This is a genomic window from Ruegeria sp. YKSD163 (genome assembly GCF_059612905.1).
The window spans coordinates 112,153-135,348 of record NZ_JBXWRM010000001.1; the positions used below are offsets into that span (position 1 = coordinate 112,153).

A 23,196-nucleotide genomic window follows, 5' to 3' on the forward strand; every position below is an offset into this window, starting at 1 on the left:
GAGATGACACCGAACAGCCCGGGCCTTGTGTCCGGGCTGTTTCAATGACAAAAGGCCGCACCTCTTTTCGGGGGATGAGGCAACAACCAACAAGGCCGCAGAAAACAAGCGGCCCCGGGGGAACACATGATCGTCGTCGAAGACGTGCACAAGCACTTCGGCGGATTCCATGCTGTCGATGGTGCGACGCTGGAAATCGCCAAGGGCTCTGTCACCGGTCTGATCGGACCGAACGGAGCCGGCAAGACCACCCTTTTCAACGTGATCGCCGGCGTCCTGCCGCCCACCAGCGGCAAGGTCACCATGGATGGCGAGGATATCACCGGCCTGCCGCCGCACGAGCTGTTCCACAAGGGGCTGCTCAGGACTTTTCAGATCGCGCATGAATTCAGCTCGATGACCTGCCGCGAGAACCTGATGATGGTGCCGGGCGGCCAGTCGGGCGAGACGCTGTGGAACACCTGGTTCGGGCGCAAGCGGATCGCCGACGAGGAACGCGCCCTGCGCGCCAAGGCCGACGAGGTGCTGGAGTTCCTGACCATCGAACATCTGGCCGACCACAAGGCGGGCCAGGTCTCGGGCGGACAGAAAAAGCTGCTGGAACTGGGCCGCACCATGATGGTCGACGCCAAGATCGTGTTCCTTGACGAGGTCGGCGCCGGTGTGAACCGGACGCTGTTGATGACCATCGCCGACACCATCCTGCGGCTCAACAAGGAACGCGGCTATACCTTTGTCGTGATTGAGCATGACATGGATTTCATCGGCAAGATCTGCGATCCCGTCATCTGCATGGCCGAGGGCAAGGTCCTGGCCCAGGGCACCCTGGACGAGATCAAGGCCAATGAACAGGTGATCGAGGCCTATCTGGGCACCGGCCTGAAGAACAAGGCACAGCTGGAGGCAGGCGCATGAGCGACAATCCCTATCAGGACGGTCGCGGCAACAAGGACGCCTCGATCACCAACACCAAGGGCATGGGTACCATGACCCCCGCCCATCGCAAGAGCGGCCCGACCTCCAAGGTCGATGGCGGCCCCTTTCTGATCGGTGACACCATGACCGGCGGTTACGGCAAGGGGCCCGATATCCTGCATGAATGCACCATCGCGGTGAACCCGGGCGAGATCGCCGTAATCGTCGGCCCCAACGGTGCTGGCAAGTCGACCGCGATGAAGGCGGTGTTCGGCATGCTCGACGTGCGCTCGGGCTCGGTCCGGCTGGATGGCGAGGACATCACCAGGCTCACCCCGCAGGACCGGGTGGTCAAGGGCATGGGTTTCGTGCCCCAGACCAACAACATCTTCACCTCGATGACGGTCGAGGAAAACCTGGAAATGGGTGCCTTCATCCGCCGCGACGACATCCGCGAGACCATGGAGCAGGTCTATGACCTGTTCCCGATCCTGCGCGAGAAACGCTATCAGGCGGCAGGCGAGCTGTCGGGCGGCCAGCGCCAGCAGGTCGCCGTGGGCCGGGCGCTGATGACCAAGCCCAAGGTGCTGATGCTGGACGAACCCACCGCGGGCGTCAGCCCCATCGTGATGGACGAGCTGTTTGACCGCATCATCGAGGTCAGCCGCACCGGCCTGCCGATCCTGATGGTCGAACAGAACGCCAAACAGGCGCTGGCCATCGCCGACAAGGGATATGTTCTGGTTCAGGGCCGCAATGCCTTTACCGGCACCGGCAAGGAACTGCTCGAAGATCCCGAAGTTCGCAAATCCTTCCTGGGGGGCTGAGACATGGAAATCCTCAACGCCCTTGTGGCGCTTTCGAACTTTGTCCTGATCCCCGCGATCGCCTATGGCAGCCAGCTGGCGCTGGGTGCGTTGGGAGTGACGCTGATCTATGGCATCCTGCGGTTCTCGAACTTCGCCCATGGCGACACCATGGCTTTCGGCGCCATGATCAGCGTGCTGGTGACCTGGTGGATGCAGTCGCATGGCATTCACCTTGGTCCTCTGCCAACCGCGCTTCTGGCGCTGCCTTTCGGCATTCTGGGTTGCATGGCACTGGTTTTGGTCACCGACCGCGCGGTCTATCGCTTTTACCGCGAACAAAAGGCAAAACCGGTGATCCTGGTCATCGTGTCGATGGGCGTCATGTTCATCATGAACGGGCTGGTGCGCTTCGTCATCGGCCCCAATGACCAGAATTTCGCCGATGGCACCCGGTTCCTGATCTCGGCCCGCGATTTCAAGAAGATGACCGGGCTGGACGAGGGGTTGGCGATCAAGACCACCCAGGCGCTGACCGTGGTTGTCGCGGTGATCTGCGTGGCGCTGCTGTTCGGGTTCCTGAACAGGACCCGCACCGGCAAATCCATGCGCGCCTATTCCGATAACGAGGATCTGGCGCTGCTCTCGGGCATCAACCCCGAGCGCGTGGTGATGTACACCTGGCTCATCGTGGCGGCGCTGGCCACCACGGCGGGTGTGCTCTATGGACTGGACAAAAGCTTCAAGCCTTTTGTCTATTTCCAATTGCTGCTGCCCATCTTTGCCTCGGCCATCGTGGGCGGTCTGGGCAGCCCGCTGGGCGCCATCGCGGGCGGTTTCGTCATCGCCTTTTCCGAGGTGACGGTGACCTATGCCTGGAAAAAGGTGCTGGGCTATCTGGCGCCCGAGGGCATGTCACCCGACGGGTTGGTGCAGCTACTCAGCACCGATTACAAATTCGCGGTCAGCTTCGTCATCCTGCTGATCGTGCTGCTGTTCAAGCCTACGGGCCTCTTCAAGGGGAAAGCGGTATGACCGAGACAGTGAAGAACACCGCCCTGTTTCTGGGCGTCGCCGTCCTGATCGTGATCACCGGTTTCATGCAAAGCTGGAACTCGGCCATCCTGATCGTGAACATGGGGCTGATCTCGGCCATCATGGCGATCGGGGTGAACCTGCAATGGGGCTTTGCGGGCCTCTTCAACGTGGGTGTGATGGGCTTTGTCGCGCTGGGCGGTCTTGCCGTGGTGCTTGTGGCCGAGCCGCTTTCGCCCGAGGCGTGGAGCGCGGGCGGCTTCGGCATCGTGCTGGCGCTGCTGTTGGGGGCTGCCACCGTGGTGGCCGCCGTGCTGGTATCGCGCCACATGCCCAAGGGACGCGGGCGTAACCTGGCCATGCTGGCTGTGCTGGTTCTGGGCTTTGTGATCTATCGCGCGGTGTTTGATCCCAACGTGATGGCGGTCGAGGCGATCAACCCGGCCGCGGCGGGCAATATCGGCGGCCTGGGCCTGCCGGTGCTGCTGGCCTGGCCCGCCGGTGGCCTTCTGGCCGCGGGTGCCGCCTGGCTGATCGGCAAGACGGCGCTGGGCCTGCGCTCGGACTATCTGGCGATTGCCACGCTGGGTATCGCCGAGATCATCATCGCGGTGATGAAGAACGAGGACTGGCTGGCGCGCGGGGTCAAGAACGTGATCGGCCTGCCCCGCCCGGTGCCTTACGAGATCGACCTGCAAAACGATGCCGGATTCGTCGAAAGCGCCGCGTCGCTGGGCATCGATCCGGTCACCGCCTCCACGCTTTATGTGAAACTGGGCTATTCGGTCCTGTTCATGGTGGTGCTGCTGGTCCTTCTCTGGATGGCGCAGATGGCACTGAAAAGCCCCTGGGGCCGGATGATGCGCGCCATCCGCGACAACGAGGTTGCGGCCGAGGCGATGGGCAAGGACGTCACCCGCAGACACCTGCAAATCTTCGTGCTGGGATCGGCGGTCTGTGGCATCGCCGGTGCGATGATGACCACGCTCGACGGGCAGCTGACACCGGGCACCTATCAGCCGCTGCGCTTCACCTTCCTGATCTGGGTGATGGTGATCGTGGGCGGCTCGGGCAACAATTTTGGCGCCGTGCTGGGTGCGATGCTGATCTGGTTCCTCTGGGTTCAGGTCGAGCCGCTTGGCCTTTTCCTGATGCAGGTGATTACCAGCGGCATGGCCGAGGGCAGCGCGCTGAAATCGCACCTGATCGACAGCGCCGCCCATATGCGGCTCCTGACCATGGGGATCATCCTGCTCCTGGTGCTCAGGTTCAGCCCACGCGGGTTGATCCCGGAAAAGTAACATCCAGTAAGGCCGCGCCCCACCCGGACGCGGCCTTTCTTCTCTGGCGCGACGCGCCCCTTCCTCTTGCTCCAAATATCCCCGCCGGAGGCATGGGCGTCAGCCCATATCCCGCGTCAAGACACTCACCGCCCCTTGAACAAGCTGCCCAGAATGCCACGCACGATGCGGCGGCCGGTGGTGCCTTTCAGTTCCTTGATCACCGCCTCGCCCATGGCACTGGTCAGCGTGTCCTCGCTGCGGCGCCGGCTGCTGGTCTGGCGCGCGGTCGATCGGCCCACCCTGCTGCCGGAATAGCGGCGGGCCGAGTTGTATTCCCGTTCCCACGGACTGGCCTCCTCGGCGCGTTCCTCGGCCTGTTCGGCCTCTTTCGCGGCCTCCTCGGCCCGTTTCGCCAGGATCTCGAAGGCCGACCTGCGGTCCAGCGGGGTGTCGTACTTCCCCGCCATCTCCGACATGGTCAGGATCGCCTTGCGCTCGGCCTTGGTAATCGGGCCCAGTTGCGACGAGGGTGGGCGGATCAGGGTGCGTTCCACCACTCCCGGCACGCCCTTCTTCATCAGCATCGAGGTCACCGCCTCGCCCACGCCCACCTCGCGGATCGCTTCTTCGGTGTCGAATGCGGGATTCTCGCGATAGGTTTCAGCGGCCAGTCGCAGGTTCTTGCGGTCGCGCGCGGTAAAGGCGCGCAGCGCGTGCTGGATGCGGTTGCCCAGCTGACCCAGCACATCCTCGGGCACATCCGCCGGGTTCTGGGTGATGAAATAGACCCCCACCCCCTTGGACCGGATCAGGCGGGCCACCTGTTCCACCTTGTCGACCAGCGCCTTGGGCGCGTCGTCGAACAACAGATGCGCCTCGTCAAAGAAGAACACCAGTTTCGGCTTGTCGGGGTCGCCCACCTCGGGCAGTTCCTCGAACAGTTCACTGAGCAGCCAGAGCAGGAAGGTCGAGTAAAGCCGCGGCGAGGCCATCAGCGTATCGGCGGCCAGGATGTTGACCATGCCCCGCCCCTGGTCATCCACCCGCATCATGTCGGCCAGATCGAGCGCCGGTTCGCCGAACAGGCGCGCGCCGCCCTGGTTCTCGATCACAAGCAGTCGACGTTGGATCGCGCCCACCGAGGCGGTCGAGATATTGCCATATCGGAGCGACAGTGACTTGCCATTCTCGCCGATCCAGACCAGCAATGCCTGCAAATCCTTGAGATCGAGCAGCGGCAGCCCCTCTTCGTCCGACAGGCGGAAGGCGATGTTCAGGATACCCTCCTGCGCCTCGCTCAGCTCCAGCAACTGCGATAGCAACAGTGGCCCCATCTCGGCCACGGTGGTGCGTACAGGGTGACCCTGTTCGCCGAACAGGTCCCAGAAAGTTACTGGACAGGCACGATATTCATAGTCGGTCAGACCGATCTTTTCGGCGCGCGAGGTAAAGGCCTCATGCAGCTTGTGATCTGCCGATCCCGGTTTGGCCATGCCAGACAGGTCACCTTTGACATCGGCCAGAAATACCGGCACGCCCGCCTCGGCAAAACCCTGGGCCAGGATTTGCAGCGTCACCGTCTTGCCGGTGCCGGTGGCCCCCGCGATCAGCCCGTGCCGGTTGGCATATTTCAGGTCCAGCCCCTGCGCCACACCGTAATCCGGGCCGCCGCCGCCCAGGAAAATCTTTCCATCCATTTGGTTTACGCCTCGAAATTCATCGTTCCACCGCAACCATACAAAGTTAACCTTTGCCTGCGATAGTCCTTATTGCCCCTTAGGCATCTGGTGCTGCGGGGGCACTTCCTCCCTGTCAGACTGGCCGTGCCTTCGGGCACGGCATTTTTCGACCTGACGGTCAAAAATCGAGCATCGCCAATCAATTGCTCCCGAGAGACGAAAAAACCTGCGATAGCTGTTGACCCATTGGCGCACCTCTCGTAACGTCTGCTCACAATACTAAGTCGGCCAGTCCGACGGGGAGACAGATAAGAGGGAATCCGGTTACACGGGTTCCCTTTTTCGTTCCGCTCCGCCCTTATCAAATCGCCGCTGATGCGCCGCTTTGTCCCTGACAGCGCCGAACACTCGTGATAGACGGGCGCGAGCAGCTCATCTTTTGACGAGGCATTCATGACCAAGACCCTGATTACCCTGTCCGCCGCCGCCCTGCTGGCCCTGACCGGCGCCGCGACGGCACAGGACACGACCACACCGGCCGAAACGGCCCCGGCGCAGGAAGAGCAGAAGACGGCCGACCAGATTCTTGATCTGGGCACGCCGGCCGATGGTTCGCCGCAACTGGGCCAGCGTTACTCCAAAGAGAAGATCGGCGATTGGGACATGGCCTGCATCAAGACAGAGGGTGAAACTGACCCCTGTTCGATGCTCCAGATCCTGACCGACGCCCAGGGCAACCCGATGGCCGAGTTCTCGATGTTCCGGCTCGAAGAGGGCGGTGTCGCGGTTGCCGGGGCAACCGTGATCGTTCCGCTGGAAACCCTGTTGCCGGCCCAGCTGACGATCTCGATCGATGGGGCACCCGGCAAGCGGTACAACTACTCGTTCTGCAACCCGATCGGCTGCATCGCGCAAATCGGTCTGACCCAGGCCGATATCGACGCGATGAAGAAAGGTGCCAAGGCAACGGTATCGCTGGTTCCCGCCCCGGCCCCTGATCAGACCGTGTCGCTGGAATTGTCGCTGACGGGCTTCACCGCCAGCTATGACAAGGTGGACGTGGTGAGCAACTGACCGCCATTACAGATGAAGAAAGGCCGCCGGTTCGCTGAAACCTGGCGGCCTTTTCTTTTGTTTCAATGCCTTGAGAATCAAACCTTGCGCAGGGCCAGAACCGCGTTCAGCCCGCCAAAAGCAAAGGCATTGCTCAGCACCACGTCGACCTTGGCGTCGCGCGCCTCGTTCGGAACCACGTCCAACGCGCATTCGGGATCGGGTTCCTCGTAACCGATGGTGGGGGCGATCACCCCGTCGCGCAACGCCATGATACAGGCCAACAGTTCCACGGCGCCGGTGCCGCCGATCAGGTGGCCATGCATCGACTTGGTCGAGGAAATCATCAGGCTGTCGGCATGACGCCCGAACACATCGGCCACCGCGGCGCATTCGGTCTTGTCATTGGCCGCCGTGCCGGTGCCATGGGCGTTGATATACCCCACGTCACCCGGATTGATCCGCGCATCGGCCAGCGCGCCGGCCATCGCCCGCGCCGCCCCCTGTTTCGAGGGCATCACGATATCGGATGCATCCGAGGACATGGCAAAGCCCGCCACCTCGCACAGTATCTCGGCACCGCGCGCCTTGGCATGTTCCATCTCTTCGAACACGAAGATACCCGCGCCCTCGCCCTGGACCATACCGTTGCGATTGGCGCTGAACGGGCGGCAGGCATCCTTGGACATCACTCGCAGCCCTTCCCAGGCCTTGACCCCGCCGAAACACAGCATCGATTCCGATCCGCCGGTTACCATCACCGGCGCCATGCCGCTGCGCACCATGGAAAAGGCCTGCGCCATCGCATGATTCGACGAGGCGCAGGCGGTCGAGACGGTAAAGGACGGACCCTTGAGATTGTGTTCCATCGACACATGGCTGGCGGCCGCGTTGTTCATCAGCTTGGGCACGACAAACGGATGGACCCTGTTCTTGCCCTCTTCATAGACCGAACGGTAATTCTCGTCCCAGGTGCTGACGCCACCGCCTGCAGTGCCCAGCACCACACCCGATTTCGCCGCCAGTTCACCGTGAAAGTTCAGCCCCGACTGGTCGATCGCCTCTTTGGCCGCGGTCAGGGTGAACTGGGTGAAGCGATCATAGAGCGACATTTGCTGGCGGTTGAACCGGCCCTCGGCCTCGAACCCGCGCACCTGGCCGCCGATGCGGATGGCCAGCCGCTCGACATCGCGAAACTCCAGCTCGTCGATGCCGCAATGGCCCTCGCGCATGGCGTGCAGCGTCTCGGGCACCGAATGCCCCAGCGCGTTAATGGTGCCGGCTCCGGTGATGACGACCCGTTTCATGGGCGCTGTCAGACCTTTTCCGCCACCAGTTTCTCGATCCCCGCGATGATCGCGGCCACGTTCGAGATGTCGAAATCGCTCTGGCTGGGTTCGTTGGCGTTGAAGGGGATCGAGATGTCGAATTCCTCTTCGATGGCAAAGATGCTTTCCACCAGGCCCAGGCTGTCGATGCCCAGATCCTCAAGCGTGCTTTCGGGGCTGACGTCGGAGGGCTCCAGCACGGCCTGCTCGGCGATGATGGCGATGACGCGGTCGCTGATGCTCATGTCGATCCTCTGGGTTCTGTCTGGCGCTGATTTACTCGCTCACTCCCGGTTTGGAAACCGCCTTTTTCAGTGCCGCGATGTCGCGCAACAGGCGGGGTAGACGGCGCTGCGCCTTGTAGATCTCGGTGTGCTGGTCCATCTTCACTGCGGGATATCCCATGATCACCCGCCCCGCCGGCACGTTCGACAGGATCTTGGAGCCACCGCCCGCGATCACCCCGTCACCGATAAAGATATTGTCGACCACGCCTGTTTGGCCGCCCAGCACCACGTTGTTGCCGATCTCGACCGAGCCCGACACGCCAGTCTGGCCACACAGCAGACAGTCGCGCCCGACGCGCGTATTGTGGCCCACATGCACGAGGTTGTCGAGCTTGCTGCCATTGCCGATGCTGGTATTGCGGATGGTGCCGTTGTCGACGGTACAGTTTGCGCCGACCTCGACATCGTCGCCGATCTCGACCGCACCCAGCGAGTGGATGCGGGTCCACGCCTGTGCCTTGGCCTCGCCCTGATCGCCCATCGTCTTGCGGGCGTTTTCGGCGCCCGACACCTCGGGCGTGACAAACGAGAACCCGTCGCCGCCGATCCGTGCGCCGGGTTGCGCGATGAAACGGGCGCCAATGGTGGTGCGGGCACCAATGCTGACCATCTCGCGCAGGAAAGCGCCCTCGCCCAGCACAGCATCCATGCCGATCACGCAATGCGGCCCGATCACCGAGCCATCGCCGATCCTGGCCCGCGCGCCCACCACGGTCAGCGGCCCGATGCTGACATCGGCGCCGATCTCGGCGCTGGGGTCGATCACCGCGGAGGGATGGATGCCCGCCGCAACACCCTGACCGGGGTCGAGCATGGCGGTCACGCCAGCCATGGCCAGACGCGGTCGGGTGGCAAAGATCGCGGCCTCGAGCCCCATCGCCTGCCATGCGGCGCCGGGCCACAGGATCGCAGCGCGCGCGCCCCCCTGTGCCAGGGCCTCGGCATATTTCGGCGACATTGCCAGCGCCAGCTGGTCACGCCCGGCATCTCCCGGTTCCGCTGCACCGGTGACGGTCAGGTCAAGATTGCCCGCGGCCTCGGCCCCGAGGGCGTCGGCGATCTGCGAAATGGTATAGGTCATCTGGGGCCTGCTTCTTGTGGTTGGCCCCGTGGATTTAACCCTGAACCGCGCTCAGAACCACCCCTGCCCGGCTGAGCGCCTCCCAAATCTTTGCGTCACGCCCGTAAACGTCGCGCCGATAGCCGGGCTCCCCCCGGTCGTCGACCACTGCCGTGCGATAGATGATATGAACCGGCACATGGCGTTCCAGATCGACCTTGGTTTCGCGGCCGGTATTCAGCACGTTGTGAAAGAAGGCTTTCGGATCGGTCTCTTGCAGGGCCAACAGCGCATAGGCGAATTCAAAGGGTTGCGCCAGACGGATGCAGCCATGTGAATAGGCGCGGACCTCGCGGGCGAACAGGTGTTTCTGCGGCGTGTCGTGCAGGTAGATGTTGTACTTGTTCGGGAACATGAATTTCACCAGCCCCAGTGCGTTGCTCTTGCCCGGCGGCTGGCGCATGGCAAAGGGAAAGCTGCGGCTGGAGAACTGGCTGAAATCCACCGCGCCGCGATTGACCTGACGACCCCGACTGTCGGTGATCTCCAGATGCCGCACCGCATTCGGATTGGCCCGCAGCTTAGGCAGATACTCCTTGGTGATGATCGAGCGAGGCACATACCAGCTCGGGTTGATCACCATATGCTCCATCTCGTCCGAGAATTCGGGGCTGCGCCGGTCGCTGACATTCTTGCCAATGACCGAGCGGGTTTCAAAGGTGACGCGGCCATGATCCACGATCTTGGCGGTGAAATCGGTCTGGTTGACCAGGATATGCCGCTCGCCGCGATCACGCGGAAGCCAGCGCTCGCGCTCCAGCCCGACGATCACCGATTTCAACCGGTCGGCCACGGATTTGTTGATCTCGTCCAGGGTGCCGTCGCCGGCCACCCCGTCGGGCTCCAGCCCATGGGCCAGCTGAAACGCCTGAACCGCCTTTTGCAGCGTGCCATCATAGCTCGCCACCGCGCTGCGCTCCATGTATCCCATGGCGATAAGCCGGTTGCGCAGCGCCACGACCCGCGGGCCGCTGTTGCCTGGTTCCAGCTTGCCGCCCGAAACGGTCGGCCCCCAGCCACCGGTGGCCAGCGCATGTTCAAGGTCGAGCTTGAGTTTCAGCAAGGCACGGTACTGCGCCGTATCCGGCGCCAGCCCACGCATGTAGCGCGCAGGTTGGGACGCCTGCAATTCGGTGAGATACACCTCGGCGCCCCGGCGTTCGACCTCGCGCACCATGCCGTCGTCGATCTGCGAAGGTGTCAGCAGGCCGGTTTGCAGGTCACGGGCAAAGCGGGCGAATTCGCGGCTCAGTGCGACTTCGACCAGCCCCATGTCACGGGTGGTGCGCGCGGACGCCATCTGCGCCCTTAGTCCCTCGATGTCATAGCGTCCGGCGGGCAGGCCATGCACCTCGGCCATGCTCAGCGCCTCGATCAGCGCGACGCGACGGGCGGCGAATTCGGCCCCCTCTCCGGTCCAGACCGGTTGATAGCCGTTCTTGCGGTAAAACGCAGCGACCCCGTCATCGCCATAGCTTGCCTCGGCAACAGCTTGTTTATATGCGGTAACTTGCGCTTCCACCGCGCCGACTGAGCCGAACGCCGCGACACCGGCAAGCAGCAAGGCTGTCAGCGTGAGACGAAGGCGGGGGCGTTTGAGATGCGGCATGTTCGGGTCCTGGTCAAATGCGGTTAATCACGAGCAATGATGTGAATCTATGAAAAACTTCGTGAGAACCAGGGGAAAAAGTCCATTCACAATTGCATCAGGTGCCAACATGACGGCCCGGATGATGCGCAGATGCATCGCCCTTCCGCGCCGAGGGCACGTTGGCTAGCGGCGAATTGCTGCATATGCATCACCTGTTTGGGCGAAAATCTGCCGAAAATTCCCCCTTGGATGACACATTCTGAAAGAAAACTTGGCGAACGAATCCCCCTGTGCCATACCAATGCGCAACCGGGGGATGGTTATTAACAATGTACACGTAACATCGTGTGCAGGCAGGACGACGTACGGGACGAAACAGTCACATGACTCACAACACCTCGACGGGCCTTACTCGGCGCGCACTTCTTCGGGCATTCACCGCAACCGCAGTGGCCGCCGCTCCCACCTACTCGATGGCCGCAGGGTTCCTGCGTGGCGGCGGCGACATCCGCCGTATCCGCATGTATTCCGGCCGCACCGGCGAACGCATCGACATGGTGTATTGGATCGACGGCGACTACATCAAGGACGCGGTGAAGGAGATCAATTACTTCATGCGCGACTGGCGCGTCGATCAGGTCAAGACCATGGACCTGCGCACCATTGACATCATGGCCGCCGCCCACAACCTGATGGACGTGAACGAGCCCTATATGCTGCTGTCCGGCTATCGCAGCCCGCAGACCAATGCCATGCTGCGCAGCCGCTCGCGCGGGGTGGCCCGCAACTCGCTGCACATGCAGGGCCAGGCCGCCGACCTGCGGCTTGCCTCGCGTTCGGTCAGCCAGATGGCAAATGCCGCGATTTCCTGCCGCGCTGGTGGTGTCGGCAAATACTACCGTTCGAATTTCGTTCACATGGATTGCGGCGAGGTCCGCTCCTGGGGCGGCTGACCACCCCGAAAAAGGATTAAGATAGGATGTCCCCCGTGCCGCAGGCTCGGGGGATTTTGTTTTACGAGTGCATACTGGCTCTTCATTCAATCTGGCAGGATAGGCCGCGAGCCGTAGTATGGAGAGGGCCCCGAATTACCCTAAGGCTCATCCCCTTCGGAACCGCCACCCCAGTCCTTAGCATTTTCACGCTGGAACCGCCATCCACGGCACTGTCGCTCATCTCGCGCCCTGCCAACATCGCAAGGCGTTTCGCGTAGCATCTGCCGCGGAGGCTCGGAGCCGTCACGTTCCTGTTAACTCCATGCTCTAGCACGGCGCCAACCGCATCAGCGCGGGCCGGCACACGTGACCCAGGATTCTCTGTCGGGCCGGGTCGATCCGGCGCGTCGCGGGCGCTCGCGCCATGATCACGAGGTTTGGTACATGCCACCCAACATGACCGATCGGCCATCTGCGGCACCTTCCATCTCTATCGTTTCGAGGGTTGATTCCATGCAGTTGACGCAGAGCACCGGCCACGCCGCCATGACGGACAGAACCTATCGCCATCGGCGCCTGTTCTACGATCTGACCCGCAAATACTATCTGTTCGGCCGGAACCGGCTGATCGCGGAACTGGATGCCGCCCCCGGAATGCATGTGCTCGAAATTGCCTGTGGCACCGGGCGAAACCTGCGCGCGGCGGCGCGGCACTATCCCGATTGCCGCTTTTACGGAATCGACAATTCGGAACAGATGCTGGCCACCGCCCGCCGCGCCCTTGGAGGCCAAGCGCATCTGGCGCGCGGCGATGCGTGTGATTTCGATGCCGAACTGCTGTTTGGGCGCCCCCTGTTCGACCGCATCTTTATCTCATACGGGTTGTCGGAGATTCACGACTGGCGCGCGGCGATCGGCATGGCGGCCCACCACCTGGTGCCCGGCGGTCAACTGCATATCGTCGATTTTTCGGACCTAGGCGCTCTGCCTGAAGGGTTCGCCCACGCCATGCATGGCTGGCTCGGCCGGTTCCACGTCACCCCCCGCAACCAGATAGACAGTGCTCTGCACCGCACCGCGCGCGAGATTGGCGGAAGCGCATGGCATGACCAGCTATACTGGCGCTACGCCCAACACGGCGTGTTGAGGAGATAGGCGGCGCTGGCCTCTCGCTCAGTCCAGCACCTCGATCAAAGGGACTCCGGTCGCGCCCGAGGGAGGCTTGGTGCCCAGATAGGCGGCGATGGTCGGCGCCACGTCCACCGTTTCGACATGGCGAGCGATGCGCGCCGGGGGGATGCCCGGCCCGTGAAAGATCACCGGTACATGCGTGTCATAGGTCCAAGGCGACCCATGCGCCGAGGCCACTGTCAGCCCGTCGAAATCGGCAATGAACCAATGCGGTTCGAACACCACATAGATATCGCCCGACCGGTCACGATGAAAGTTGCGGCGCACGGCGTCCACCACCTTGCCCTCGCCGATCTGCCCCTCGCGCAGGCGGCGGCTGGATACCGCATAGGCGATGCCGGGCAGCAGGTCGAGTTCGCGCGCCACCGAATCCTCGACCGTGGCCGGATCGAGCCCCTTTTCGGCGATCAGCTCGCGGTTGAGATAGACATAGGGGCTGGAATAGTTACGGATCAGCGCGCGGGTCTCACCGAATTCGGCGCCCAGACGCACGAAACCGGGCTCTGTATCGACGCGCTCGAAGTCGAAAGTGCCCGCCTTGATGCCATGGGTTGCAAGGTAGCCCGGGTTCTCGGGAGAGCCATGATCGGCGGACAGCACCACCAGCACCTGATCCAGCCCGATCCGGTCATCCACGAAGTCGAGCAGATCGGCGAGCGTCCGGTCGAGGCGGCGCAGATTGTCCTCGGCCTCCAGGCTCGACGGTCCGAAGATATGCCCGACATAATCGGTCGAAGACAGCGAGACCGCCAGGTAGTCGGGCACCACGTCCTGCCCGATGCCCTCGGCCTCGATGAGCGCCTTGGCAAAATCCACGGTGATCTCGTCGCCCGCCGGGCTAAGCGTCAGGCGGGTGGTGTAATACTTGTCGTCCGCTTCCCCCCAGGCATGGGGAAAGCTGCGCCCGAAACCGGGAAATTCGGTCTCCCACGGCTGATCGTCATGGGTGCCGAACATGTAGCTTTCGGGCGCGTCCGAGAGCATCCAGCTTGTCCCGGCATACGAGGCGACCATGCCCGACCCGTTCCAGTCGCTCACCCAGCCGGGGTAGTCGTCGCGGTAAAAGGTCGAGGTTACGAACCGTCCCTCGGATTTCGAGAACCAATAGGCCTGCCCGGTATGGCCCGCCATCGAGATCGCGCCCCGGTCCTTGACCGACACGCCAAAGATCAGCGCCTCGGGGCCAAAGAACATGCCGATCTCGTCGGCGATGGTCGAACTCAGGATGTTGCCGGGCGAGCGGCCATCGGTGGTGGCGGCACGCTGGGTCGGGTCGATCTCGGTCGCCGCATCGACCCCGGCGGCGCCCACCAGCGGATAGTCGGGGTCCTGCACATTGTAGACCTGACCGCCCTCGACCCGGTCGAACCAGACATTGGCGACCATCCCGTGCACCGCTGGATCGGCACCGGTGGCCAGCGTGGTGTGGCCGACGATGGTTTCGGTATTGGCATGGCCGTGATGGGCCTGGGTGAAATGGACACCGCCCCGGATCAGGCGGCGGAACCCGTCCTCGCCAAGTCCCGCACCGAACCTCTCGATCAGGTCGCCGCGCAGTTGATCGACGGTGATCTGCAAGACCAGCTTCGGCCGTTCCTGTGCCAGGGCGGGTGCGGCGGGCGCAATGCAGGCAAGTGCCGCAACCAGCGCGGGCGCCGTCATTCTCGGGCTGCTGTTCACCATCTTGTAAATCCTCCTTGTCAACCGTCCGGACTGCACGCGCCAGCCGTTACTGGTCAGCTACCGAGCGTTTCATCTCGTTGAGCGCCGCACTATGCGGCAGTTTCTCCAACGCCTCGTCAAGCACCCCGGCCGTAGCTTCGGGCCCGTCCATCGCTGCCGCGATGCGCGCCAGCATGATCCAGGCCTCTTCGCGCTGCGGGTCCATCGCGACCACCTGCCGGAACGCACCGCGCGCAGCGGGAATGTTGCGCATGGTCAACGCCATGCCCCCCATCACCATATGGGTTTCCGGGAAATCGACCCGTGCGGCAAGTGCCGCACGCCATTCGGTCATCGCTGCCTGCATTTGCGTCTCGATGCGGGCCGGCAGCCGCGCGATGGGGGCGTCCAGCAGTGCCTTGACCGTCTCCACGCGCACCATGCGCACCGGATCCGCCAGCAGCGGGATCAGCCGCTGCACACGTGCCCGGGGAGGAGCGGCGCGTTGAACCCCGATCGCCGCCGCGCGCACCAGGGGATCGTCATCCTCAAGCAGCCCGGCCAGGAACTCGGCGCTGTTGGCATCGCCCCCCTGAGACAAGAGCCAGAGTGCCGTTGCACGCACCAGCCCGGCCTGGTCCCGATCCTGGGCCAGAATGCGCAGCCCAGGCCCCGCCGCGACCGGATCGGCCCGCCCGGCCGCCAGCACCGTGCCGTAATGCGGACGTTTGGCCGCGTCGGGATACCGCTTGGCGATTTCGGCCGCCGCCCAGCCCGCATTCTGATCCGCATGGCAATCGGTACAGGCATCGGGCCCGCCGTTCACCGCCGCCAGATCCGGGCGCGGGATGCGGAAACTGTGATCGCGCCGACCGTCTATCCCCATGTAATCGCGCTCGATCATGTGGCAGGACTTGCATTCGGCCCCGGCAGAGCCCGCGGGATGGAATGTATGGGCGGGATCGTCGTAAAGCGCTGCTTTCAGGCTGGGAAAGCGCGAGTTCGCCGCCGGGGAATGGCACTGGGTACACAGGCTGTTATCCTCGGCCCGCAGCGTCGCGCTATGCGCGTCATGACAATCCAGACAGCCGACCCCGCGCTGATACATCTTCGATTGCAGGAACGAACCATAGACATAGACCTCGTCCAGGATCTGGCCGTCGGCGTGATAGAGACCGGGCCGCAACAGCGATAGCGTATAGGCGTCGTGATAGGGCGTTCCCGGTATCGGGTTGCCCTGCCCCATCGGCTCGCGCCGGGAATGGCACCCGGCGCATTGCTGGATCATTGCTTCGGTTCCAGCGGTTGCGAAATCCATGGCAAGCCCATAGCCCTCGGGCGGCAGCAGCGGGTCCTGCGGGCTCCGCTCGCGGGCGGTTTCGGCCCAGGCGACGTGTGTCGATCCGGGGCCATGGCAGGCCTCGCAGCCCACGCCGATCTCGGCCTGTTGCGAATGGTAGCTGTCGCTTGCCGCATCGTAATTCTTTTCGAACCCGGTTGCGTGACATTCGGCGCAGCGCCCGTTCCAGTTCTTGTAGGGGCCGGTCCAGTGCAGGCCGTCGTCCGGCGGCAGGTCCTGCTCGGGATAAAGGTGATACCAGCGCGCGCCGTCGACATCCCAGACCACGTCAAAGCTTTGGAGCCGTCCCGGTTGGGTCTCGATCAGGTATTGCTGAAGCGGCGCGATCCCGGCGACCGAGTGGATATCATGGGTCTTTTCGCTGCCGTCGGCCTCGGTGATGGTGACGCGAAACTGTGCGCCCGCGCGGCTGAACCGATAGCGTACCCCGTCATGTTCGAACTGGCTGTTGTCGAAATCGGCCAGCACGGTTTCGGGCGTGGGCAGGGTCCAGGCCAGCGCGTGATGCGAGCCTTGCCAGGCCTTGGCCGCGCCCTCGTGGCAGTTGGCGCAACTGGCCGAGCCGACGTAATCGGCGCTTGCGGTCTCTGTGTCACCGGTCTGCGCCAAAGATGGCATCGCCAGGCTGATACAGGCCAGAACCGCGACAAGGAGGGTACGAAACATGGGCGACTCCGGTTTGCGCGGTCAGCGCGGATTGAGCGGGGGCAACCCGGCCAGGTGATGATGGCCCGCGCGGTCGGGACTGTAAACCGCAAGTGCCCGGTCAAGCGCACGCCAGTCCGCCATATCGCCTCTGGGTGCAGGTCCATAGAGCGCCGCGCCGAGCGCCCTGAGCGCGCTGGCGATGGCCGGATCGCGGCGCGGGTCCGGGTCGCCAAGCCGCGCCGCCCACAGATCGAGTGCGGCCAACGTCGCCGACAGATCGCGCCGCCGCGCCGCGTCGATGGTCAAGGTGCGCGCGTGCGCAGGCGAGGCAAGATAGCGGCTACGCCGGTCCGCGCGCCAGCGTTTCCAGCGCCGCAGCGCTGGCCGGACGGCAAAAGCGACGACACCCAGCGTCAGCACCAGCACCAGTGCGCCCAGGATCAGCAGCTGTGGCGAAAGCTTGGGTGTATGGCGCGCGACGGGCGCGTCCACGGTCAGATCGACCCCTGGCACCGACGCCGTTTCCACCTGACCGGTCTCGAGGTTGTACCAGTCGAGCGTGACCGGCGGTGCCGCGCCGCTGCCGCCGCTTTGCGCCAGATAGGTCACCCGCTCGACCCGGCTGCCGCCCGGTTCGCCGCGCGTTTCGGTTTCGCTCAGCACCGGTTCCGATGGATAGACGGTCAGCCCGGTGACCGGTTCGACAGGCAACAACCCCGGCAGCAGCATCGCCGGTCCGCCCTCGATCGTAGCGGTCACTTCACGGATCACGCTGTCACCGGGGCCAAGGGGCGCTGTTGCCCCACTCAGATCTTGCGTCAACGTCAGCGCGCGGGCGGCGATGAACGGGTCAAGCCCCTCGGTGCCATCGGGCAGGACGCCGGTGATCGTGATTGCCTCAATTGGCACGACCTCTTCACGGGGGGCAGAGCTGTCGGGATCGGCCCAGGTCACGAACAGTTCCTGTGGCGGGATCACGAAGCGGCCCGGCACCAGCGGCGTGATCCGATAGCGCCGCGAGACCCCGGACCAGGTGTCGCGGTCAATCCGTTCGCTGATCGGGTTTGTTGCCCGTTCGGGCAGGCGAACCATCAGGTTCGGCGCCTCGAAGGTTGGGAAAACCACCGGCTTGGGCAACCATGTGGGCACCAGCACCGTGATGCGCAGGTCAAGCGGCTGGCCCGGTATCGTCTCGGCGGTCTCAAGCTCCACCGTCACGCGGGGCGCGTCCTGCGCGCGGGCCGGTCCCGTCACGATAAGCGAGAGCACCGCGAGGATCAGGTACAGCGCGCCTCTCATTGACCCGCCCCCGATGCCTCGAACCGGAACCGATAGCGCAGGAAATCCCCCGTTCGGGTGTCGACCGTGTTCATCCACTGGTCACTGGTCAGAATCGCCTCCTCACCGCGCGGTTGCCGGTCGGTTTGGGTGTCGACGCCCCGGTTGGCCTCGTTGTCAAACACCACGTCATCGGCGCCGATGCCGGTTTCTTCGCCCGTGTCCGAGGCCTCGCGGGCATCCTCGACATAGGTCACGATGCGCCGCGCAGTTTCCAGGTTCTCTGCCGCGCCGGGAAAGTCCGGGTCGCGCTCCATCGTGGCTTCAAAAGCGCGCACGCCGTCGCGATACTGGCGGTTCTTGATATGGGCGAGCCCCTGGGTAAAGGAGGCCTCGGGCGTCTCCAGCCGGTTCAGCACCTCGATCGCCTCGTCATAGCGCCCGGCCCGATAGAGCGCGTGACCCTTCCACATCGGATCGGCAAAGAGATCGCCCGCGCCCGTGAAATCGTTCCGGTTGAAGGCGCGATAGCCCTGCTGATCCGGTGTCAGGAACCAGTCGGCCAGCCCGTCGGCCCGTGCGGCACCAGGGTTGAGACCGACCGAGGCGACAAGGCAAAGCGCGCCCCAGCGCATGGTCCAGCCCTGCCGGAACCACAACAGCGCCAGCAGCGCGGCGGGCACCGCCAGCCACCAGCCGCGATCCTCCCAGGGCTGGCTGTCATCGTCCAGCAGCGCGCGGCGGTAATCGACATTCAGGATCCTGTCCAGCCGTTGCACGTCGCTGTCATCGGTGGTTGCGCGCACCACGGGCACCGTGCCAAGCCGGTCCAACCCGATATCCGAAACGCCATCGGGCAGCATCGCCAGAACGGTCGTCGCCGGACCCTCTCCAGCGGAGGCGAAGGCCCCCACATCGGCACTGTCCAGCCCGTCCGCCACGACCAGCACGCCGCCTACCCCTTCGGCGGCAAGGATCTCTTGCGCCAAAGACAGCGCGGCAGTGGCATTTGCCCCCTCCTGCGGCATCACATCGGGCGTCAAACCTTCCAGATAGGGCAGCATCACCTGCGCATCCTCGGTAAAGGGCAAGACCCGGTGCGCCGTCCCTGCATAGGCCACAAGGGCGGTGCGCGCCCCGGCGCGAAGCTCCAGCAGGTCGCGGATCTTGAACTTGGCGCGCTCCAGCCGGCTTGGCGCCAGATCGGGCGTCGTCATCGAAGGAGTGACCTCGAGCACGATCACCACAGGTCCGGTCTGAGCCAGGAAAGGATCGGCCTGCCGGGTCCAGGACGGGCCTGCGGCGCCGATCACCGTCAATGCCAGAACCACCGAAACATGGTCGATTGGCAAGAAGCGCCGGGCCGCGCCACCGCCCACGGTCAACGCCGCCAGCAGATGCGGCGCGATCCCCTCGGGCATTGGTGGCTTGCGGGTCGCCGCGCGCCGGTTCACCCACCACAGCGCCGCCAGCGGCACGAGCAGGAGCAGGAGCAGCGGGCGCAGGAAGTGGAATGCGGCAACCACCAGCCCGAGTTCAGAGAGCACGATCTCGCTCATGCTGCCCTCTGCCCTTTGCGGGGAAGGCTCAGCAGCCCCAGCGCCCCGATCCCGAGCGCAGCCGCCAGCCCAAGCAGCCATGAGGACAGTACCCTGCGCGGACGATACGACACTTGCTCGACCAGTCGGGGGGAAAGCGCGTCTATCCGCTGATAGACCCCGGCCAGCGCCTCTACGTCCGAGGCGAAAAAGGCGCTGCCGCCGGTGCGGCTGGCGATATCGGCCAGCGTGCGGGTATCGACGCGGTTGTCGCCGCTGGCCTCCGGGTCGCCGACTGCAATCGTGTGGATCTCGACCCCGCGCGCGCGGGCGATCTCGGCCGCGTTGAGCGGGCTCATCCGGCTGCCGGTATCGGCGCCGTCCGACAACAGGATCAACAGGCGCTGCTCGACTTCGCTGATTTCAAAGGTGCGAATGGCCAGACCGATCGCGTCGCCGATGGCGGTATGCGGGCCGGCCATGCCGACCTCGGTCTGCTCGACCAGTGCAGCGATGGTGGCCAGATCCTCGGTCAGTGGTGCCTGGAGAAAGGCCTGGGTTCCGAACACGATCAACGCAATCCGGTCGCCATCGCGCTCGGCCACGAAGCGGCTCACCACCTCTTTGACCGCATCCAGACGTTGCAACCGGGTGCCATCGGGGGCGGCGAAATCGACGATGTCCATCGAGCCCGAAATGTCGATGGCCAGCACCACATCTCGGGCCGAGCGGGTCATCTCGATCGGGGCGCCCAGCCGTTCGGGCCGTGCCAGCGCCAGCACCAGCAGCACCCAGACGGCAATCGCCACCGTCATCTGGAGCCGCGTTCGCCGCAGGATGACCGCGCCCTCTCCGGGTGCCGCCTCCGCCGCGCGCACAATCAGCCGAAAGAAGGGAAACCGCAACGCCGAGACCTGCTCGCGCCGCGCCGGCAGAAAGCGCCAGACCACAAGCGGCAACGGCAGGAGCAACAGCGCAAGTGGAAAGCCAAGGGCGATCATCGCGACACCTCGCGCCGATGGCGGCGGATCCAGCGTGCGGCCAGATCGGCGAGACCGGCGGGCGCGGTACTGCCCGACCGATAAGGGGCGCTGGCCAGTACCTGCCCCGGTCCTTGGGTGAATGCAGTGCCGCCGTCGTCAGTCTGGTCCAGAAAGGCCAGCCATTCGGTACCGCTCAGGCTGGCCACCTCGTGTCGCGGAAAGGCCACCAGCGCGGTGCGCCGAAGTACTTCGGCGATCGCCACCGGGTCGCTGCCCGCACGGTCGAGTGCCGCCAGCGCCTCGCGCCGGTAGCGATTGGCGTGATAATGGCACCACGAGCGCCAAAGCCCATAGACCACGGCAACGCCTGCAAGCACTGCCAGAACCGCCCAACCGGCGGTTTGCGGCATCATCGACACCGGCGGAGGTGGATCAGGGGGCACCAGTTGGTCAATCAGATCGACCAGCGTGACCGGCGTGTCCTGTCCCTGCTCGCTCATCTCGGGCCGAGCCCCATCAGACGTTTCATCTGGGTCAGGCTGTCCTCGGCCGAACTCAGCGGCAGTACCGGCACGCCAAAACGGCGCTGCCAGTCGAGCACCTCGGCCAGACGCCCCCGCGACATCTCGCGCAGGTCGCGGTGCACGGTCTTGTCTCCGGTGTCGATCTCGGCCTGAAGCTCGCCATCCGAGATCACCAGTTTCAACCCCTCGGGAACCTGATCAGAGACCGGGTCGGTCACCAGCCCCAGGATCAGGTCGTTATGGCGCGACAGGCCATTGACCAGCTTCTGCGTCAGCCCGTCGATCACGTCGAAATCGGAAAAGACAAGGATCAGGTGATTGCGCGGCGCGATCCGTCCCACCGCTTGCAACACGTCGTTCAGGCCGACCGGTGCCACCTTGGGGGCATCGGCCCGCAACAGCGCGTTGGCCCGCGTGATGGCCAGCAGCAACCGGTCAAGCGCGGCGCGGCTGCGCTGGGGCCGGATCTCGGCCAGGGTCTCGTCGCCAAAGACGATGCCGCCGACCCGGTCGCCCTGATCGAGAATGCGGAACGCGGCAAGTGCTGCGCATTCCGCCGCCGTCACCGATTTCATGTTCAGCACCGAACCGAAGAACATCGACATCCGCTGATCGACCACGATCAGCGTCGGGCGGTCTCGCTCTTCGGTAAAGACCCGGACATGCGGCTTGCCGGTGCGTGCCGTCACCTTCCAGTCGATCGAGCGGATATCGTCCGAAGGCAGGTAATCGCGCAACTCCTCGAAATTCAGCCCGCGCCCGCGCATCCGCGATGCGTGCCGCCCGTTCAGCGCGCTGCCGGCGGGTTGGCGTGGCAGAAAGCTGAGCGTCCGGGCGCGGCCTTCGAGCTTGCGCAGATGCACAAGATCCACATGCACGCGCGGATCGGTCTCTGGCTCTGCCGTTGGCAGGGCGGGCAGTGTACCGGTCCGTATGCGGGCGGCCCTGTCGAACATCGTGACGGTCCTAGGTCAGTGCAACTTGCGCGATCATCTCAGAAATCACCCGGTCCGGCGTGATCCCGTCGCCCATCGCCTCATAGGTCAATCCCAGCCGGTGGCGGAACACGTTGGGCGCCACCGCGCGAATATCGACGGGATCGACATAATCGCGCCCTTCCAGCCAGGCATGGGTGCGCCCGCATTTGTCAAGCGCCAGCGAGGCGCGCGGGCTGGCGCCCACCCCGATCCAGCGGCCCAGATCGGGGCCGAACCGGTCCGGGACCCGCGTCGCGTTGACCAGATCGGCCATGTAGCGTTCCATCGCGTCAGAGACGTGAATGCCAACGATCTCGCGCCGCGCCTCAAACACCGCCTCTTGCGAAATCGCGGGAGGACGTTCCTTTGCCACCTTGTCCTTGGGGGCATTGGCGGCAGCCTCTTCGCCACGCACGAGGCGGATCACCTTTACCTCGTCCTCGACAGGGGGATAGGTGATCATCACATGCATCAGGAACCGGTCCATCTGCGCCTCGGGCAAGGGATAGGTGCCCTCTTGTTCGATCGGGTTCTGGGTCGCCATCACCATGAACAGCGGCGGCATCTTGTGCGTGGTGCCGGAGACGGTCACCTGGCGCTCTTCCATTGCTTCCAGCAGCGCGGCTTGCACCTTGGCCGGGGCGCGGTTGATCTCGTCGGCCAGCACGATATTGGCAAAGATCGGTCCCGGCTCGAAGCGGAATTCCGACCCCTTGTCGGTCTGGTAATATACTTCGGTCCCGGTCACGTCCGAGGGCAACAGGTCGGGCGTGAACTGGATGCGGCTGAAATCGGTCTCGAGGTTCTTGGCCAGCGCCTTGATCGCGCGCGTCTTGGCCAGCCCCGGCAGGCCTTCGACCAGCAGGTTGCCATTCGCCAGAAGCCCGATCACCAGCATCCGGATCACGTCCTGCTGGCCGATGATCGCATCGCCCATGCGCGCAATCAGGGTGTCGATGTCATCGCGTGGCGTGCTGCCCATATACGGCTCCGTCGTTATCGG

Annotated in this window: 20 protein-coding genes; 7 read left to right on the plus strand and 13 right to left on the minus strand. The window is 64.2% G+C overall.

Annotated elements, in window-relative coordinates; genetic code table 11:
- Window positions 1–126: 126 nt before the first annotated feature.
- The 4 genes from AC2FNA_RS00540 to AC2FNA_RS00555 are packed head-to-tail and all read left to right on the plus strand — an operon-like array spanning window position 127 to window position 4,057.
- Entirely contained in the window at window positions 127–915 is a 789-nt protein-coding gene (locus AC2FNA_RS00540; protein WP_234170370.1) for an ABC transporter ATP-binding protein, read from the plus strand.
- Window positions 912–1,742 (plus strand): ABC transporter ATP-binding protein, encoded by an 831-nt coding sequence (locus tag AC2FNA_RS00545; RefSeq protein ID WP_496823609.1) that lies wholly within the window; start codon window positions 912–914, stop codon window positions 1,740–1,742. Before AC2FNA_RS00540 ends, AC2FNA_RS00545 begins: the two co-directional genes overlap by 4 nt.
- 3 nt (window positions 1,743–1,745) lie before the next feature.
- Window positions 1,746–2,756 carry a branched-chain amino acid ABC transporter permease gene (locus AC2FNA_RS00550; RefSeq protein ID WP_496823611.1) on the plus strand — a complete coding sequence of 337 codons (1,011 nt, stop codon included), beginning with the start codon at window positions 1,746–1,748 and terminating at the stop codon, window positions 2,754–2,756.
- Window positions 2,753–4,057 carry a branched-chain amino acid ABC transporter permease gene (locus AC2FNA_RS00555; RefSeq protein WP_496823613.1) on the plus strand — a complete coding sequence of 435 codons (1,305 nt, stop codon included), beginning with the start codon at window positions 2,753–2,755 and terminating at the stop codon, window positions 4,055–4,057. Before AC2FNA_RS00550 ends, AC2FNA_RS00555 begins: the two co-directional genes overlap by 4 nt.
- 125 nt (window positions 4,058–4,182) lie before the next feature.
- On the opposite strand, the gene AC2FNA_RS00560 is transcribed toward AC2FNA_RS00555, so the two are convergent.
- Window positions 4,183–5,736 (minus strand): helicase HerA-like domain-containing protein, encoded by a 1,554-nt coding sequence (locus tag AC2FNA_RS00560; protein ID WP_496823614.1) that lies wholly within the window; start codon window positions 5,734–5,736, stop codon window positions 4,183–4,185.
- A 435-nt stretch (window positions 5,737–6,171) separates the two neighbouring features.
- Here AC2FNA_RS00560 and AC2FNA_RS00565 point away from each other — a divergent pair, with 435 nt between their 5' ends.
- Complete coding sequence (locus tag AC2FNA_RS00565; protein ID WP_496823616.1) at window positions 6,172–6,792, plus strand: invasion associated locus B family protein; 621 nt, start codon at window positions 6,172–6,174, stop codon at window positions 6,790–6,792.
- 77 nt (window positions 6,793–6,869) lie between these two features.
- On the opposite strand, the gene AC2FNA_RS00570 is transcribed toward AC2FNA_RS00565, so the two are convergent.
- The 4 genes from AC2FNA_RS00570 to AC2FNA_RS00585 are packed head-to-tail and all read right to left on the minus strand — an operon-like array spanning window position 6,870 to window position 11,115.
- Entirely contained in the window at window positions 6,870–8,078 is a 1,209-nt protein-coding gene (locus tag AC2FNA_RS00570) for a beta-ketoacyl-[acyl-carrier-protein] synthase family protein (protein WP_496823618.1), read from the minus strand.
- 8 nt (window positions 8,079–8,086) lie between these two features.
- Window positions 8,087–8,344 (minus strand): acyl carrier protein, encoded by a 258-nt coding sequence (locus AC2FNA_RS00575; RefSeq protein ID WP_234144262.1) that lies wholly within the window; start codon window positions 8,342–8,344, stop codon window positions 8,087–8,089.
- 31 nt (window positions 8,345–8,375) lie between these two features.
- On the minus strand, window positions 8,376–9,467 hold the full coding sequence (gene lpxD, locus AC2FNA_RS00580; RefSeq protein ID WP_496823620.1) for a UDP-3-O-(3-hydroxymyristoyl)glucosamine N-acyltransferase: 1,092 nt from the start codon (window positions 9,465–9,467) through the stop codon (window positions 8,376–8,378).
- A 34-nt stretch (window positions 9,468–9,501) separates the two neighbouring features.
- Window positions 9,502–11,115, minus strand: coding sequence for a L,D-transpeptidase family protein (locus AC2FNA_RS00585; RefSeq protein WP_496823622.1), 1,614 nt, complete (start codon window positions 11,113–11,115; stop codon window positions 9,502–9,504).
- 365 nt (window positions 11,116–11,480) lie between these two features.
- On the opposite strand from AC2FNA_RS00585, the gene mepK reads away from it, so the two are divergent.
- Window positions 11,481–12,050, plus strand: coding sequence for a peptidoglycan L,D-endopeptidase MepK (gene mepK, locus AC2FNA_RS00590; RefSeq protein WP_234144265.1), 570 nt, complete (start codon window positions 11,481–11,483; stop codon window positions 12,048–12,050).
- A 495-nt stretch (window positions 12,051–12,545) separates the two neighbouring features.
- Complete coding sequence (locus AC2FNA_RS00595; RefSeq protein WP_496823624.1) at window positions 12,546–13,187, plus strand: class I SAM-dependent methyltransferase; 642 nt, start codon at window positions 12,546–12,548, stop codon at window positions 13,185–13,187.
- A gap of 18 nt (window positions 13,188–13,205) precedes the next feature.
- Here the strand turns inward: AC2FNA_RS00595 and AC2FNA_RS00600 are convergent, their stop codons facing one another.
- From AC2FNA_RS00600 to AC2FNA_RS00635, 8 genes are read right to left on the minus strand one after another with little or no spacing between them, the layout of a single operon-like run.
- Window positions 13,206–14,906, minus strand: coding sequence for an alkaline phosphatase family protein (locus AC2FNA_RS00600; RefSeq protein WP_496823626.1), 1,701 nt, complete (start codon window positions 14,904–14,906; stop codon window positions 13,206–13,208).
- A 46-nt stretch (window positions 14,907–14,952) separates the two neighbouring features.
- Window positions 14,953–16,911, minus strand: coding sequence for a multiheme c-type cytochrome (locus AC2FNA_RS00605; protein ID WP_496823628.1), 1,959 nt, complete (start codon window positions 16,909–16,911; stop codon window positions 14,953–14,955).
- 21 nt (window positions 16,912–16,932) lie between these two features.
- Window positions 16,933–18,192, minus strand: coding sequence for a hypothetical protein (locus AC2FNA_RS00610; protein WP_496823629.1), 1,260 nt, complete (start codon window positions 18,190–18,192; stop codon window positions 16,933–16,935).
- The gene (locus AC2FNA_RS00615) at window positions 18,189–19,730 is read right to left on the minus strand and encodes a VWA domain-containing protein (RefSeq protein WP_496823631.1); all 1,542 of its coding nucleotides are present in this window, start codon (window positions 19,728–19,730) and stop codon (window positions 18,189–18,191) included. The genes AC2FNA_RS00610 and AC2FNA_RS00615 overlap by 4 nt, the downstream gene beginning before the upstream one ends.
- Complete coding sequence (locus tag AC2FNA_RS00620) at window positions 19,727–20,710, minus strand: VWA domain-containing protein (protein ID WP_496823632.1); 984 nt, start codon at window positions 20,708–20,710, stop codon at window positions 19,727–19,729. The genes AC2FNA_RS00615 and AC2FNA_RS00620 overlap by 4 nt, the downstream gene beginning before the upstream one ends.
- A complete protein-coding gene (locus AC2FNA_RS00625; RefSeq protein WP_496823633.1) occupies window positions 20,707–21,192 on the minus strand; it encodes a DUF4381 domain-containing protein in 486 nt (161 codons plus the stop codon). Before AC2FNA_RS00625 ends, AC2FNA_RS00620 begins: the two co-directional genes overlap by 4 nt.
- Window positions 21,189–22,172 (minus strand): DUF58 domain-containing protein, encoded by a 984-nt coding sequence (locus AC2FNA_RS00630; RefSeq protein ID WP_496823635.1) that lies wholly within the window; start codon window positions 22,170–22,172, stop codon window positions 21,189–21,191. The genes AC2FNA_RS00625 and AC2FNA_RS00630 overlap by 4 nt, the downstream gene beginning before the upstream one ends.
- A gap of 10 nt (window positions 22,173–22,182) precedes the next feature.
- A complete protein-coding gene (locus AC2FNA_RS00635) occupies window positions 22,183–23,175 on the minus strand; it encodes an AAA family ATPase (RefSeq protein ID WP_496823637.1) in 993 nt (330 codons plus the stop codon).
- Window positions 23,176–23,196 lie beyond the last annotated feature (21 nt).

Excerpts from the sequence above, each read along its gene's own strand:
- AC2FNA_RS00540 (WP_234170370.1), top strand. The coding sequence starts at position 127 with ATGATCGTCGTCGAAGACGTGCACAAGCACTTCGGCGGATTCCATGCT.
- AC2FNA_RS00545 (WP_496823609.1), top strand. The coding sequence starts at position 912 with ATGAGCGACAATCCCTATCAGGACGGTCGCGGCAACAAGGACGCCTCG.
- AC2FNA_RS00550 (WP_496823611.1), top strand. The coding sequence starts at position 1,746 with ATGGAAATCCTCAACGCCCTTGTGGCGCTTTCGAACTTTGTCCTGATC.
- AC2FNA_RS00555 (WP_496823613.1), top strand. The coding sequence starts at position 2,753 with ATGACCGAGACAGTGAAGAACACCGCCCTGTTTCTGGGCGTCGCCGTC.
- AC2FNA_RS00560 (WP_496823614.1), bottom strand. The coding sequence starts at position 5,736 with ATGGATGGAAAGATTTTCCTGGGCGGCGGCGGCCCGGATTACGGTGTG.
- AC2FNA_RS00565 (WP_496823616.1), top strand. The coding sequence starts at position 6,172 with ATGACCAAGACCCTGATTACCCTGTCCGCCGCCGCCCTGCTGGCCCTG.
- AC2FNA_RS00570 (WP_496823618.1), bottom strand. The coding sequence starts at position 8,078 with ATGAAACGGGTCGTCATCACCGGAGCCGGCACCATTAACGCGCTGGGG.
- AC2FNA_RS00575 (WP_234144262.1), bottom strand. The coding sequence starts at position 8,344 with ATGAGCATCAGCGACCGCGTCATCGCCATCATCGCCGAGCAGGCCGTG.
- lpxD (WP_496823620.1), bottom strand. The coding sequence starts at position 9,467 with ATGACCTATACCATTTCGCAGATCGCCGACGCCCTCGGGGCCGAGGCC.
- AC2FNA_RS00585 (WP_496823622.1), bottom strand. The coding sequence starts at position 11,115 with ATGCCGCATCTCAAACGCCCCCGCCTTCGTCTCACGCTGACAGCCTTG.
- mepK (WP_234144265.1), top strand. The coding sequence starts at position 11,481 with ATGACTCACAACACCTCGACGGGCCTTACTCGGCGCGCACTTCTTCGG.
- AC2FNA_RS00595 (WP_496823624.1), top strand. The coding sequence starts at position 12,546 with ATGCAGTTGACGCAGAGCACCGGCCACGCCGCCATGACGGACAGAACC.
- AC2FNA_RS00600 (WP_496823626.1), bottom strand. The coding sequence starts at position 14,906 with ATGGTGAACAGCAGCCCGAGAATGACGGCGCCCGCGCTGGTTGCGGCA.
- AC2FNA_RS00605 (WP_496823628.1), bottom strand. The coding sequence starts at position 16,911 with ATGTTTCGTACCCTCCTTGTCGCGGTTCTGGCCTGTATCAGCCTGGCG.
- AC2FNA_RS00610 (WP_496823629.1), bottom strand. The coding sequence starts at position 18,192 with ATGAGAGGCGCGCTGTACCTGATCCTCGCGGTGCTCTCGCTTATCGTG.
- AC2FNA_RS00615 (WP_496823631.1), bottom strand. The coding sequence starts at position 19,730 with ATGAGCGAGATCGTGCTCTCTGAACTCGGGCTGGTGGTTGCCGCATTC.
- AC2FNA_RS00620 (WP_496823632.1), bottom strand. The coding sequence starts at position 20,710 with ATGATCGCCCTTGGCTTTCCACTTGCGCTGTTGCTCCTGCCGTTGCCG.
- AC2FNA_RS00625 (WP_496823633.1), bottom strand. The coding sequence starts at position 21,192 with ATGAGCGAGCAGGGACAGGACACGCCGGTCACGCTGGTCGATCTGATT.
- AC2FNA_RS00630 (WP_496823635.1), bottom strand. The coding sequence starts at position 22,172 with ATGTTCGACAGGGCCGCCCGCATACGGACCGGTACACTGCCCGCCCTG.
- AC2FNA_RS00635 (WP_496823637.1), bottom strand. The coding sequence starts at position 23,175 with ATGGGCAGCACGCCACGCGATGACATCGACACCCTGATTGCGCGCATG.